The sequence below is a fragment of the Candidatus Methanoprimaticola sp. MG2 genome (genome assembly GCF_047501175.1).
Lineage (GTDB): Archaea > Thermoplasmatota > Thermoplasmata > Methanomassiliicoccales > Methanomethylophilaceae > Methanoprimaticola.
In genome coordinates this window covers 263,830-278,792 of sequence record NZ_JBEQWH010000001.1, presented here as the reverse complement: position 1 = coordinate 278,792, position 14,963 = coordinate 263,830, and the positions used below count along the sequence as shown (strand labels likewise).

Sequence of the window (14,963 nt, the reverse complement as noted above, 5' to 3'; positions counted from 1 at the left end):
GGACCTTATTTAATTATTGAGAAAGGGAAAAGGGGCACTGGGCCCCGTTTGCCGTCACTGGGGTGACGGTGAGCCGGCAACGGGGGTCTCGACCGGATCGTTCTCGGCCTGCACGGCAGGCTCGGGGACGATCTCCACCTCCACGGGCTCCTTCGGAGCCTCCGCAGGAGGCTCGGTGCGATAGACGTGGTACTGAGGGGGAGGCTCGATCTTGTGTGCCGAAGACTTCCCGTCAGCCGTCAACGGCAGGAGCTTCTCCAGGTACTGCTCCTTCATCGGACAGTCGACGAAGGCGTACTCGAAGACGTCACGGAGGTTCTCCACCGTGTAGATGTCCATCATATCGTAGTACTTCCTGTCGATCATGACGTCCTTCGCATTGTCCTTGGGTATGAGGGCGATCTTTATCCCCGCCTCTGCGGCCGCCTCGAGCTTCGCGGTTACCCCGCCGATGGGCAGCACCTTTCCCCTGACGTTCAGGGAACCGGTCATCGCCAGGTCCTGACGGATCGGGATGTTCTCGAGGGCCGAGATTATGACGGTCGCCATGGTTATGGACGCACTGTCCCCGTCGACCCCGTTGTATGCCCCTACATACTGCAGGTGGATGTCCGAGTCGTTCAGGTTGGTCAGCGTGTACTTCTTGATGACCGCGGAAATGTTGTCCACGGCCTCCTTCGCTATGTTCCCGAGCTGGCCTGTGGCCACGATGCGTCCGGCCCTCCTCGTCTGGGCAGGCGCCACCTCCGCGGCCAGGGGCATGACCATGCCGGACATCTCGGAGGTGTTGTTGCTGTTCGAGAGGACGGCGAGACCGTTGATCAGACCTACGGCCTCCCCAGTGTTCCTGAACTGCTCGTACCTCTTCATCCCGGCGATGTTCTCGTCCGCGATCTGCTGCTCGAGGCTGCGCGAGATGCGCCTGGCGTCCATGACGTCCTGGGCGGTGGTGACCTTGGAGTTCCTCCTGGTCGCTATGTCCCCAGAGATACGGACCAGACCTCCGAGCTCCCTCATCCTGAGCGTGAGCTCGCCCTTCCTGCCGGAACGGCGCTGGGCCTCCCTGAGGATCTCTGCGACGGCATACTTGTCGAAGTGGGGGATCTTCCCGTCCTTCCTGACCTCCTGGGCGACGAAACGGGTGATGTTCTCACGGTTCTCGTCGTTGTCGGGCATGGTGCTCTTCATGAACACCTCGTACCCGTACCCGCGTATCCTGGACCTCAGCGCAGGGTGCATCCCCTGGAGCGCATCGAGGTTCCCGGCGCAGACCATGACGAAGTCGCAGGGGACCGCCTCGGACTTGACGAGCGCTCCGGAAGAGCGCTCCGACTGTCCGGTGATCGCCATCTTCTTCTCCTGCATCGCCGTCAGGAGCGCCTGCTGGGACTCCATCCTCAGCATGTTGATCTCATCGATGTACAGGACGCCCTTGTTGGCCTTGTGTATGGCCCCGGGCTCGATCCTGTCATGGGACGGGGTCTCGAGACCCCCGGACTGGAACGGGTCGTGCCTGACATCGCCCAGGAGGGCCCCGGCATGCGTACCCGTGGCGTCCACGAACGGAGGCAGGTCCCCCGGATCGTGTCCAACAAGCAACTTGGGGACGATGGCGGTCTCGTTCCTCGGCTGGTTCGGCGTACGGAACAGCATGAGGACCAGGAACGCCCCCATCACCGCTATGAGCGCGATGGTGAAGTTGTTCATCAGGATGGCAGCGAATATACCGATCATGACCAATCCGAGACAGACGTAGATGTACATCGAATTGCGCTGGTTCTTCTGCGCCGCGGCGGCCGCCTTCTGCTCCGCCACGACCGCCTTTCCCTTGCCTGCGGGGAAGACCCTGATCCTGGGCTCGTTGAAATCCTCCGGATTGTGATATGCGACGATATCCTGGAGATCCTCCTTGGGAAGGTACTCGACCATGGAGTTCGCCAGCATCGACTTCCCTGTTCCAGGCTCCCCGATGAGCATGACATGCCTCTTCTGATAGGCGGCCTTCCTCATCACCTCTACCGCCTCTTCCTGACCGATGACACGGTCGGCCATCAGTGCGGGGATCTCTATCTCCTCGGTGGTGGCGAACGTCTGCTCCTCGGCCCATTCCTCGACGGACTTAGTTGATACCTTGCCGTCTTTGGCCTCTGTATCAGTCATGCATTACCTCCATCATACCTCTGTTTGAACTTGTATTTATAGTCATCTATGAATCCTGCGATTCACACGTTCCCTGTGCGGATCGCGTAGATGAATGCGCCTGCCAGGACGACCCCGATTATGACCATGAAGATCTGGGAGCCGTACTTCTCCAGTATCGTGGAATCATCCGGCCATGACACCCCCTCCGATTCCAGCACGGGGGTGCTGAGGGAGTTCGCCGCGGACATGTCGAGATCGGCGTTGTGCGATGCCCCGAAACGGGTGAAGCTGTCCTGACCCGGGACGACGACCTTCGAAGTGAAACCCACCATGAGGCAGTTCCTCGCCTCACTGGAGTTCCACGAGCAGTCCACAGCGTACCACTTGTCCTCGTCGAACACCATGTTCCAGTACCCGACGGCGGTGTTGGCGTCCATGTCCTTTAGGACGGAACCCCTCACGGTCTGGGCGTCCACACCGTTCGCCGCACACATGCACGTGAATGCCGCGGCGATGCCTGCCGACGTCGACTTCCCGGTCACGAGCGCATCGTAGATGTTGCCGACCTTGCCTTCCTCCTCATCGACCTTCGACACGCCCCTGAGGACATCGTTGATCGCGGAGACCTTGTCCATGACCGAGCCTTCGAATGACCTCATCTTATCCCTGACCGAGGTTATCGCATCGAGGGTCTCGTTCTTCTCGGTGGAGGGATCGTCCTTGAAGGCCTCGGGCACATTGAGCTGGAAGCTCACCGCCGAGACCGTGTAGTAGGTGACGGACGTCCCCTCGGAGGTCAGTGCGACCTGTTCGACGACCTTGTCCACGACAGCTCCCGTGACAGGATAATCCCACAACCAGATGTAGGAAGGGTCCGTGTAGTACAGCGCCGCGAGAGCGTCGTTCACCATACCGATCGCGTATTCTCCCGCCTCGGCCTTCCCGGCCTCGGTGCTCTCGAACAGGACCGGCGTCCTCACATCGTACGAAACGGTCACCGTGTCCGTGGGGCTCCCCTCCGCCTTGGAAAGTTCGGTGACTATGGTGTCGTACAGGCCCTTTCCGTTGGAGTCCAGCTGCGACTCGTAGTCCCCGGCCACGGCCGACCCCGCATCAACATCGATGACGGGGACCATGATCATCGCGACCGTGACAATTGCCAGAAGCGACAGAAGTTTCGTACTCATCCTGTCCCCCATGTGGGAGGTTCTTTTAAAGATGCGCGTGGGATGGTTCGGTAGATAGATAACCGTGACCATGGTTCCAGAACGCATGAGGGTCGACGAGTTGGACATTCCCGACAGGCTTGCGGACCTCCTTATGTCCGCGGGGTTCAGGGAACTCCATCCTCCTCAGGCGAGGGCCATCCCGGTGGCCCTGGAAGGGAGGAACCTCGTCGCCGCCATACCCACTGCCAGCGGGAAGTCCCTGATCGGGATAGTCCCTGCCCTGAAGATGCTCTCGGAGAAGGCGGGGAAGGTCCTCTACATAGTCCCCCTGAAGGCACTGGCCTCGGAGAAGAGGGACGACTTCGAACGCTTCGCCGACGAGCTCGGGTTCAAGGTCCATATGAGCACCGGCGATCTTGACAGCGACGACCGCGGGATGGGCGATGCGGACGTCGTGGTGGCCACGTCCGAGAAGACGGACTCCCTGATCAGACACGGCAGCAGCTGGATCGACGATGTCCGCCTGGTCATAGCCGACGAGATCCACATGATCCACGATCCTGGGAGAGGGCCCACCCTGGAGGTCGCCCTGACGAAGCTCGTCCGTAAGATCCCGGACATGCAGGTCATAGCGCTTTCCGCGACCATATCCAACGCCATGGACCTGGCCAACTGGCTCAATGCCGAGCTCATCAAGGACACATGGCGCCCGGTACCCCTAAGGGAAGGGGTGTTCTTCGACTGGGAGATAGGCTTCGACGACGGCTCCGTCATAGACGTCCCGGAACGCAAGGATGCGATCGACGCACTCGTGCTCCAGACCGTGAAAGCTGGGGGCCAGGCCCTCGTCTTCGTCAATTCCAGAAGGTCCACCGAGGCCGTGGCCTCCCGCATAGCGGAGATAATGCCGAAAGGGGAGTCCGAGCTGACCCCTGCGGAGAGGGTGATCCTCGAAGGGGAGTCGGAGACGACCGAGATGGGGAAGAGGCTTGCGGAATGCTCCCTCAAAGGCGCGGCGTTCCACAACGCCGGCCTCACGTACAGACAGCGCAGGGTCGTGGAGGACGGGTTCAAATCCGGGAAGATCAAATGCATAGTCGCCACACCGACGCTGGCCGCAGGGATCAACCTGCCTGCCAGGAGGGTCATCGTCCGTGACACCACACGGTTCGAGATGGGCGGTAACGTCCCCATCTCCGTGATGGAGGTCAAGCAGATGTGCGGTCGCGCCGGAAGGCCGGGATACGACCCGTACGGCGAGGCCGTGCTGGTTGCGAGGAACGCCATGGACGCGGACCACCTGAAGACAGACTACGTCGAGCATGAGACCGAGAGGGTCACGTCCAAGCTGTTCTCCGGGAACGTCGTGAGGACCCACATCCTGGGCATCCTTGCGACCGGTGACGCGGATTCCGAGGACACGCTGATCGAGTTCATGCGCGGAACGTTCTTCGGGGCCACTTCGCAGATGTTCGGCATAGAGGAGGTCGTGGAGAGGAACGTGGACTTCCTGGAGAAGGAGGAGATGGTCAGGAGGAACGGGGACCTGATAGAGGTCCTCCCCTTCGGGAAGAGGGTGTCCGACCTCTACATCGACCCGGTCTCCGCATCCATCCTCAAGACCGCCGTCCTCAACATGAGGGACGACACCGACGACCTCCAGACACTCATCGCAGCCTCGATGACCCCGGACGTCATGGGCATGTATCCCAAGAAATGCGATGCGGACAGGCTGAAGGACGTTGAGAGCGAGTACGAGGACGACCTGCTTGTCGATCCCGGGGAGCTGGAGGACTATGCGTACGACTTCTTCAGGAGCGACCTGAAGGTCGCACTCCTTGTGAAGGATTGGATCGACGAGGTCCCCGAGGAGACGATGACCGCCAGTATGGGCATAGGCCCGGGGGACATCCGCAGCAAGGTCGACATGATGGACTGGATCGTGTACGCGATGGGCGAGATCGCGTACATCTTCAATCCGGACGCGATTCGCAGGATCAGGCCCCTCACCACCAGAGTGAGGTACGGCGTGAAGGAGGAGCTCATAGACCTCGTGTCCCTCCGCGGGATCGGGAGGAGCAGGGCCCGCACACTGTTCGACGCAGGCTATGCGACCAAGGCGGACATATCCTGTGCGGACATCGATGCGATGTCCAAGCTTCCGAAGATCGGAAAGGCCCTCGCCGAGAAGATCGTGAGACAGGCGGGCGGCTCGCATCGCACGGAGGCCCGTGCCGAACCTTCGGACGACGACCGGTTCCTGGACGAGATGGCCGCCGCGTACGGCGAGGAATCGGTCCAGACTCTGAATGCAGACAAAGGGAAGGTTGAAGAGACCGGCCCCAAACAGGCCAGTCTCTTCGATTTCTGATCACTCGGAGAGCGCCCTCTCGACGTCTGCCACCGAGTTCCCGCACTTTATGGGCGGGGCGCAGTTGTTGATTATGGTGTCCGGGTCCTTCAGACCGTTCCCGGTACAGATGCAGACCACACGCTCATCCCTGTCGATGATGCCCTCCGCGCGGAGCTTCCTGAGTCCCGCGACGGACGCTGCGGACGCAGGTTCGACACATACGCCCTCCTTCCTTCCGAGAAGCTGCTGGGCGCTGATGATCTCCGCATCCGTGACCGTGGTGGCGTATCCTCCGGTTGAGTAGATCGCCTTGAGCGCCTTCCTTCCGCTGATCGGGTTACCGATCCTTATCGCGGTGGCGACTGTCTCGGGATTCTCCTCGGGAACGAACGTCTCGGAGCTCTTGGCGAACGCCTGGGCGACGGGAGACGCTCCCTCCGCCTGGATACCCGTGAGCATGGGAACCTTGTCTATCCATCCGACCTCCTGGAGCTCGGTGATGGCCTTGTAGACGGCCCATATGTTGGCGGCGTTTCCGACAGGAAGGATGATCCTGTCGGGGACGTTGTACCTGAGCTGGTCCATGATCTCGAACAGGACGGACTTCTGTCCCTCGGGCCTGTAGGGGTTGATGGAGTTCAAAAGGTACAGCTTCCTCTCCTCGGACATCTTCCTCGCGAGTGCGAGGGCATCGTCGAAGTTCCCGTCGATGGACAGCACCTTGGCACCGAAGAACAGTGCCTGGGCGAGCTTTCCCATCGCGACCTTCCCGGAGGGGAGGAACACGGCACACTTCATCCCGGCCTTGGCCGCGTACGCGGCGAGGGCGGCGGAGGTGTTACCGGTGGAGGCGCATCCCACTACCTTGGCCCCGAGCTCGTTGGCACGGGACACACCTATGGTCATTCCGCGGTCCTTGAAGGACCCGGTGGGGTTCAATCCCTCGAACTTGACGAATGTGTTCTTCACTCCCACCTCGGCACCGAGCGCCGCGGTGGTGTACAGGGGGGTTCCGCCCTCCTGGATGGAGACCTTGTGCGCGGGGTCCACGGGCATGAACGGAGCGTATCTCCAGACGCCTATGGGTGTCGAGCGCAGGTCCTCGGGCTTCATCTCCTTGACGGGCTCCAGGTCCATCTTGACGGTCAGTAGACCGCCGCACCTGGGGCAGGTGTTCACGAAGGGGTCGTCGACCTCCTCTCCGCAATCCCAGCAGATTACTCTGTGTGCTGCCATGATCAGATCCTCCTGCAACCGGAGCCGGGCTCCGTGATCCAGGTATCGCACTTCATGTCGTGCTCGGCATACATCTTGACGATGCTCTCGGCAATGTGCTCGCCCTCATGGGAGCTCTTGTCGAAGAATGAGATTATACAGGGTCCGGACCCTCCGAGGAAGGATGCGATGGCACCCTTCGACATCGCGATCGACTCCGCCTCCTTGATGTAGGGGACGAGGACGGACCTCGCGGGCTCGGAGAACGCGTCCTTCACGGACCTGCCGATGAGTCCGAGGTCCCCGGTCATCATACCGTAGACCATGGTGGATGCGTTCCCGATGTGGAAGACCATGTCCTTCACCTTGACCTCCTTAGGCAGGATGGACCTGGCCTCCTTGGTGGGGACGAGGACGTCGGGCATCGCTATGACGATGCCGAGGCTCTCGGGGGGTTGGATGGTGATGACCTCGAACGGCTCGTAGGAACGGATGATGGTGAATCCTCCGAGGACGCAGGGTGCGACATTGTCGGCGTGGAAGCCTCCGGACGTGACGTCCTCGGCATGCGCCGCACAGAGGACGACCTCGGTGGGCGTGAGTCTCTCGCCGCACAGGATGTGCGCCACGTACGCCCCACCGGCCGCGGAGGCACCGGAAGAACCGATACCGCTGCACGGCCTGATCCCCTTCTTGATCCTCAGCTCGATGCCGAAGTCCGCCTCGCATCTGCGGAGCACCTCTGCCGCCGCGATCCCGACTGAGTTCTTCTCCGGGTCCGTGGGAATGCTCTCCGACCCGGGTCCGCTGACCTCGGATATGACGACCCCGGAGTCGATCTTCCTTCCCTCGATTATGTCGTAGGGTTCTTTCAAGGCGAGTCCGAAGACGTCGAAACCCGCTCCGATGTTGGAGGTGGTCGCCGGCGCCGCTATGCGAATCCATTCGTCGGTCATGATTTCTTCCAAACCCTCCGTACCCCGCGCACCACTTAAAGCTTTATTCGTGAGACGAGTTGGAGAGTGCATGCGCTTCCAGGTAGCTGGCATCAGAGGGGGTACGGATTTCGACACCATGGTGGAGCACTTCCAATCGCTCGGAGGGGACGTCATCCTGATGGACCCCGACATGGTGTGCGGGAGGGACCACGTCCTGTCCGCGGCCATGCACGGGGAGAGGGCGTTCAGGGAAGGGACCAACAGGTCTAACTCGCTCCTGACGGAGATCATCCTCTACGCCGCATGGGAGAGACAGATTGGAAAGGCCCTGGCCAAGATGAAACCGAAGGACGGCAGGGACGAGTATGTCGCACTGATCATCGATGTGGACGACCCCGAGTTCGGAAGCATAGGGGTGGAAAGGGACGACACCCTCTTGGAAGCCACCGAGTGGAAATGCGAGAAGCTAGACTTGAAGGACTGCTTCCTGTCCCCCGAGGACCAGGCGATCGAGAGAGTGGCCCTGCTGGAACTGCAGAAGATGTAATCTGGTACATTCAATTTCACTATATCTAACTGGTTATTTCTAGTAAAATTCCTACTTTTAACTTGTTATTTCTAGTAAAATTCCTACAAAATACAAGTTGTTAAATAACCATAAATCTACCATCAGACATAGACCGCAAGATGATGGACACCTTGCTCGCATGGAGGTCCGCTTCCTCGAAGAAAGAACTTGTGATAAGCGGAGCAAGACAGGTCGGCAAGACGTTCATCATCGATGAACTGGGAAATAACCATTGCAAACACTATCTGAAACTGGATTTTTCCACGAACTCCGATGCGAAGAAGATATTCGAAGACAACATCGATGCTGACAGCATATTCAGAAAACTGATGTTTCGTTTCCCGGATTTCAGAATCGAAAGGGGAGACAGCCTCCTGTTTCTCGATGAGATCCAACTGTGCCCGGACGCCAGATCCAGCATCAAACCGCTGGTTGTCGATGGCCGTGTGGACGTCATAGCCTCGGGTTCGCTCATCGGCACAATGGGTCTGAAACGCACTGACGAGAACGGGCTGTTCTGGGAAAGGGAGACATGGGACAACATCGAGATCGGAACAATCCAGGAGGATGGTCAAGACACCGTCATCATCAGAGAGAAAGATCCGGACGACCTCATCAGGGAGACCTTATCGGAAGGGAAGGGACGCATAACCCCTGTAGGGTCCGAACATGTCATCAGGATGTATCCTATGGATTTTGAGGAGTATCTGTGGGCACTCGGATTGTCCAGGGACCAGACCACACAGATCCGCAGACACATCTCCGAGAGAATGCCATTCGACGGATCCACACTGGATACACTGTTCACATACTACAGGCAGTATGTGATGATAGGCGGCATGCCGGAAGCTGTGAGGACCACCTTCGAGAACCGTTCGGACGGACTCTCATACATGGACATACAGAGGAACATCGTCAATGGATACAGAGAGGATGTTCTGAGGTATGCGCCCGAAAGGATACGCATCAGGACCCTGAAGTGTATGGAGGCCATCCCTCGGAGACTTGGACAGACGAAGAAGAAGTTCGTCTACAAGGACATAGAGAACAGGGAGAACACCGGATGGAGGGAGTACATGGACCCGATATCCTGGATAGACTCCGCAGGCATCGTGTCCCCATGCTGCAACCTGTCCGAGCCCGCGATGCCGCTGGACGGCCACACCTCCCGCGACTTCAAACTGTACATGGGCGACACGGGACTGCTGCTTGCCTGTATGGACAACGGCGTGCGGATGGCATTCTCCAACGGAGACCACTCCATCAACCGCGGGGGCATCACCGAGAACGCGGTGGCCAACATGATCGAGAGGTGCGGGTTGAACCTTTTCTATTTTGGAAGGAACAAAGTGCTCGAGAACAACACCACCGATCGGATAGAGGTTGATTTCATCGCCGATTTCGATGGGGCCATGGCCGCGATCGAAGTGAAGTCGGGGAACAGCCGCAGATCCAGTTCCCTGAACAAGCTGAGGACGGATCCCAGATACTCCGTGTATTACATATCCAGATTCATAAAGCTCGAACCCTCGAACATCCATGTGGACGAGAACGGGGTGGAGCATTATCCGCTATTCGCGGCCGCATTCATGGACTCCATGTTCACGCCCAGGGAACCGGAGTTCCAAAGGGATCTGCCGCTTGACCTGTGACCCTTTCGTTCAACCCGATTGACGGTCCGGGACGATCTCGAAGCCCCGTATGCCCGAGGAGAGGTTCCCCGATCTCACCTCGTAGTAGAACGTCTGTCCGGAGACGAGACCGTCTATCGTGACGAACCTGACGTTCGGCAACGGCCTGTACGTGGCGATGGGCACCTTCCTGCCGTTGAAGTCCATCATCAGGTCCACCACCGTGTTCTCCGGGTCGGCCCTCGGGAACACGATCATGGCGCGTCCGAGCTCGGAAACCACCTTCGTCTCCAGGTCGGACGGCGCCACGTTGCCGTCCCTTCCGTCCTCCCCCCTTATGAAATAGAGGATCACGTCCTCCTCTGCCCTGTCGCGCTCCGAGACGAAGGTGAAGAAATCCCGAACGGGTTGAGGGATCCTCTCGGTGTCGCCCGCATCGTACTGTTCCATGTACTTGTAGAAGGTCGGGCGGGAGATCCCCAGCTTCTCGGACACATATGATATCGAGCACGCGGCCTTTATCGCGTTCTGGATCGTCCTCTCGCTTTCTTCCATAAATATATCATTACTTCATAATATAAAAACTATTTGGTAATTTTTACAATAATTGTAAATTTTGAAACGTAGAATGTCTTAATTACTAGGTCTACAATACTTTGATTGTAAAGGGTGGGAAAATGAGATTCATCCACACGTCAGACCTTCATCTGGGAAAGAGGATCCATGGATACTCCATGCTGGAGGACCAGAGGCACATCCTCGGGAAGATCCTGGACACGATCGACACAGAACGGCCGGATGCGCTCCTCATCGCAGGGGACGTCTACGACAGGACGGTGCCGTCCGAGGACGCGGTTACGACATTCGGGGACTTCCTCACCGAGGCCAACAACAGAGGGTGCGAGATCTACATCATCGCGGGAAACCATGACTCCGGTGCCAGGCTGGACTTCTGCTGCTCCATCCTCGGCAGGAACGGCATCCACATAGCCGGGGCATTCGATGGGAAGATGGAGAAAGTCGAGACATCGGACGAGTTCGGGGAACTGAACGTCTGGCTCCTTCCCTACTTCAGGGTGTCGGAGGTCCGTGCGCTCTCGGGAGAGACCCTGGAATCATACACGGAGGCCATGAATTGGATCCTGAAGGAATCGGAAGTCGATCCGAAGGAGAGGAACGTCCTCGTGGCCCATCAGTTCTTCACGGGTGCATCGGGGGAGCTGATCCTGTCCGAATCCGAGGATCAGAGACATGAGGTCGGCGGGATACAGGACATCTCGGAGTCCTGCCTCGACGCCTTCGACTACGTGGCACTCGGACACCTCCACATCCCTCAGAAGGTGGTCAGGGAGACGGTCCGCTACTGCGGATCGCCCCTCAAGTACTCCAAGAGCGAATGCGACGAGGGCAAGAGCGTCACCGTGGTGGAGGTCAGAGGCAAGGGCGATGTCGTGATTGACACCGTGCCCCTCGTCCCCCTCAGGGACATGAGGGTCGTCAGAGGGAAGGTGGACGACATCCTGGATGCGGCGCCCGGGGACGTCTCCGAGAGACAGGACTACATATTCGCCGAAATCCCGGAACACAGCGGACGCATCGACGAGCTGCACGACGTGTACCCCAACCTGATGAGCGTAGAGGTCAGGAGGAGAGACGGAGCCGGGTCTCCCGGCGACGTGAACGAGCAGATCCTCGAGACAGAGACGCCCGTCCAGCTGTTCTCCCGTTTCTACAGGGAGATGACGGGCGAGGAACTGTCCCCGTATCAACTGGATGTTCTCCAGGGATGCATAGATCTGGAGCAGGAGGCGAGGGAATGAGGCCGATAAGCATCGAAATGGTGGCATTCGGCCCGTATGCGGAACGCACCTTCGTGGACTTCAGAGGCCTGGAGAAGGGCCTCTTCCTGATCACCGGCGACACCGGGACGGGGAAGACGATGATATTCGATGCCATGAGCTTCGCGCTGTACGGAGATACGAGCGGGGACCGCAGGGACTCCGACTCCCTCAGGAGCGACCTGACCGATGAGAAGCCCTATGTTGACCTCACGTTCGAGCACAAGGGAAGGAGGTACAGGATCAAGAGGACCCCCAGATACAGCAGGGTCACCAGGACCGGAAGCGAGACCTCTGTGAGCCCCACGGTCGAGCTGTACGAGGACAGCGACCTTGTCTGCAGCAAGCCGAAGGATGCCACCAGGATGGTATCCGAGATCATAGGGATGACTCTGGACCAATGGAGACAGATCTCCATGCTCGCCCAAGGGGAGTTCGTGAAGCTCCTGGACACCGACAGCGCGGAGCGCACCGAGATACTCAGGAAGCTGTTCGACACGAACCGCTTCAGGGCGATCCAGGAGAGGCTCGGCGAGATAGCGTCGGAGAAGTCCAGGGCCTACGAGGGCAGGAAGGAGGACATCGACAGGAGGATCGAGGAGTTCGAACTCCCCGAGGACATATCGATCGAGGGGTTGTCTAAACCGGAGATCATCGAGCTCGTGGAGGAGATCATCGAGGAGGATGCCGGGATCGTGACATCGTTCGAGAAGGAGAGGGCCCTCTGTGAGGACATGTACACCAAGGCCGTGAAGAACCACGCGAAGGGAGAGGACCTGGACAGGAAGTTCGTCGAGCTCGCCATGAGGACGGATGAGATCAGGAGGCTCGAATCCCGTAAGGAGGAGATGTCGAGACTGGCCGAGACCAGGGATGCCGCCAACAACATCGCCCCCATACTGACCGTCGAGGACTCCCTCAACAAGAGGGTCACGGACCTGGCAAGGGTCAGGGAGCAGCTATCGGAGACGGACGAGGCCTTGACAACCTCGAGGGTCGACCTGGAGAGACTTTCGGCCGAGAGGAAGGCGGCCGAGGACAGGTACGACGGGACCAGGACGCTGCTGGAGGAATGCGGCCGCATCGAGAGGTCGATGCCTCTGTACGAAGAGGTCCAGGAACTCTCTGCCGGGATAGATGGGAAAGTCGAATGCCTGAAGACCATGGATTCGGACGTCACAGCCCATGAGGTCACGTTCAAGGAGGCCTCCGAAAGACTCGAGGAATTCCAGGGAAAGGCCCGTGACGAATCATCCCTGGAATCCCAGATATGCATGATGCGCGAGGCCATCGAGAAAGATGACGCCACACTGTCATCCATCTCCGGGATGCGTGATGTGGCGAACAGATGCATCGAGGTCGAGAAGACGATTTCGACCAAGAGGGAGGAGTTCCTCAAGGCCGATGCCTCCGCCATGCACATAGCCACCGAACTGGAGGACAAGGAATCCGAGTTCCTGAGGTCCCAGGCCGGGATATTGGCATCATCCCTGGTCGAAGGGTCCCCCTGTCCGGTCTGCGGAGCGATACACCACCCTCAACCGGCATGCATACCTGATGAGGCTCCCACCGAGAAGACGGTGAAGGATCTCAAGAGGAAGAAGGAGAAGGCGGACAAAGAAAGGTCCGAGCTCGCCACCGAACTGTCGAAGCTGAACGGAAGCTTCGACGCGATGATCGATCAGATGTGTGCCATGACCGACATAGATGGAACTCCTCAGGAACATGCGGACGCAATCGACCGGATGTATTCCGCCGCAGAACATGCATCATCCGAGAGAAGGATCGCTCTCAATAGTCTCGTCAATGAGGCGAAGGCCAATAACGAACTCAAGGAACGTATGAAGGAACTCGATTCGATCAGGACCGAATCCCAGAGGAGGATCGAATCGCTCAAGAATGAGCGCGAGAAGCTGAACCTGTCCATCGCGTCCGAGAGTGCGAGAAGAGATACCGTATCGAAGTCCCTGGAATACCCCGACGCAGAGACCGCCAACAGGATGCTGGTCGAAAAGCGGGACATCATCCGGAAGGCGGAAGAGGATCTGAAGGAGATCACAGAGAGGCTCTCCTCCGAAGGGAAGCTGCTCGCAGGTCTGGAGGAGAAGAGCAACGGCCTCCTTTCGAGGATCTCGGAGATGGAGCCGGCCATCGAGCAGGACAGGGCCGAGATGGAGAGGCTCCTCGAGAAGAACGGGATCTCCGTGGAGAGGCTCCATGAGCTCGCAAAGCTCGACCTGTCCGCGATGAACGCCGCGATAGAGGAGTACGCCGGTCTGGTCAGGTCCTGCAGCGACAGGATCGCCGCACTGAAGGAGGAGATAGGGGACTCCGAGAGGCCCGACCTGGAGGCCCTGAGCGTCGAGGTCGATCATGCAAGGGAGAGGAAGCTGTCCGCCGAGAACAGGCTCGCGGAGTCCAGGACCAGACTTGACAGGAACAATGCTGCCATGGCCGATGTCAAGGGCCTCTGGGAGAATCTCGGGATATACGAGATGGAATGTACCGCCACCAAGGTGATGAGCGACGTCGCGAACGGCAGGCTGGTATCGTCCGAGAAGGTGCAGTTCGAGCAGTACATCCAGAAGACGTACTTCGACAACGTCCTGGAATACGCCAACAGGAGATTGTCCGTGATGACGGGCGACAGGTTCGAGCTCCGCAGACTGAGGGACACGAACAACAAGAAGTCTCAGAAGACGCTCGACATCGATGTCTTCGACAACTTCACCGGCAAGTCCCGCACGGTGAAGTCCCTGTCGGGCGGGGAGTCCTTCAAGGCCGCCCTTTCCCTCGCGCTGGGCCTCTCGGACTCCGTCCAGATGGGCTCCGGAGGGTCCAGGGTGGAGGCGCTGTTCATCGACGAGGGGTTCGGATCGCTGGACACGGACTCGCTACAGCAGGCCATAAGGGTGCTCGAGGACCTGACCGACGGGAACGTCATGGTCGGGGTGATCTCCCACGTCGACCTGCTGAGGGAGCGCATACCGAGGAAGATCATAGTCGAGCGCAAGAAGGACCACGGCAGCACCGTGAGGATCTCGACCGATTGATGGGAGAACCCGGGGACCTCCCCGGGGAAACCGTTTCCATTGTTCCGGCCCGGGAC

10 protein-coding genes are annotated in these 14,963 nt (G+C 59.1%); 5 read left to right on the top strand and 5 right to left on the bottom strand.

What is annotated here, in order from left to right; genetic code table 11:
- Positions 1–54: 54 nt before the first annotated feature.
- Together lonB and V5D86_RS01295 are read right to left on the bottom strand one after the other, a co-directional pair.
- Positions 55–2,160: an ATP-dependent protease LonB gene (gene lonB, locus V5D86_RS01300; protein WP_414594892.1), complete on the bottom strand. Its 2,106-nt coding sequence runs from the start codon at positions 2,158–2,160 to the stop codon at positions 55–57.
- Positions 2,161–2,222: 62 nt separating this feature from the next.
- The gene (locus tag V5D86_RS01295; RefSeq protein WP_414594891.1) at positions 2,223–3,329 is read right to left on the bottom strand and encodes a transglutaminase domain-containing protein; all 1,107 of its coding nucleotides are present in this window, start codon (positions 3,327–3,329) and stop codon (positions 2,223–2,225) included.
- Positions 3,330–3,414: 85 nt separating this feature from the next.
- Between V5D86_RS01295 and V5D86_RS01290 the strand changes: the two genes are divergently transcribed.
- Positions 3,415–5,682, top strand: a complete 2,268-nt coding sequence (locus V5D86_RS01290) for a DEAD/DEAH box helicase (protein ID WP_414594890.1) — start codon at positions 3,415–3,417, stop codon at positions 5,680–5,682.
- On the opposite strand, the gene thrC is transcribed toward V5D86_RS01290, so the two are convergent.
- Positions 5,683–6,900, bottom strand: a complete 1,218-nt coding sequence (gene thrC, locus V5D86_RS01285; protein WP_414594889.1) for a threonine synthase — start codon at positions 6,898–6,900, stop codon at positions 5,683–5,685.
- Positions 6,901–6,902: 2 nt separating this feature from the next.
- On the bottom strand, positions 6,903–7,835 hold the full coding sequence (locus V5D86_RS01280; protein ID WP_414594888.1) for a homoserine kinase: 933 nt from the start codon (positions 7,833–7,835) through the stop codon (positions 6,903–6,905).
- Between the two features lie 70 nt (positions 7,836–7,905).
- Here V5D86_RS01280 and cgi121 point away from each other — a divergent pair, with 70 nt between their 5' ends.
- On the top strand, positions 7,906–8,364 hold the full coding sequence (cgi121, locus tag V5D86_RS01275; RefSeq protein ID WP_414594887.1) for a KEOPS complex subunit Cgi121: 459 nt from the start codon (positions 7,906–7,908) through the stop codon (positions 8,362–8,364).
- Positions 8,365–8,504: 140 nt separating this feature from the next.
- A complete protein-coding gene (locus V5D86_RS01270) occupies positions 8,505–10,037 on the top strand; it encodes an ATP-binding protein (RefSeq protein ID WP_414594886.1) in 1,533 nt (510 codons plus the stop codon).
- Between the two features lie 9 nt (positions 10,038–10,046).
- Here V5D86_RS01270 and V5D86_RS01265 read toward each other — a convergent pair whose 3' ends face one another.
- Positions 10,047–10,571 (bottom strand): hypothetical protein, encoded by a 525-nt coding sequence (locus V5D86_RS01265; protein WP_414594885.1) that lies wholly within the window; start codon positions 10,569–10,571, stop codon positions 10,047–10,049.
- 122 nt (positions 10,572–10,693) lie between these two features.
- Between V5D86_RS01265 and V5D86_RS01260 the strand changes: the two genes are divergently transcribed.
- Positions 10,694–11,836, top strand: coding sequence for an exonuclease SbcCD subunit D (locus V5D86_RS01260; protein ID WP_414594884.1), 1,143 nt, complete (start codon positions 10,694–10,696; stop codon positions 11,834–11,836).
- Complete coding sequence (locus V5D86_RS01255; RefSeq protein WP_414594883.1) at positions 11,833–14,907, top strand: AAA family ATPase; 3,075 nt, start codon at positions 11,833–11,835, stop codon at positions 14,905–14,907. The genes V5D86_RS01260 and V5D86_RS01255 overlap by 4 nt, the downstream gene beginning before the upstream one ends.
- The last annotated feature ends 56 nt before the right edge of the window (positions 14,908–14,963 follow it).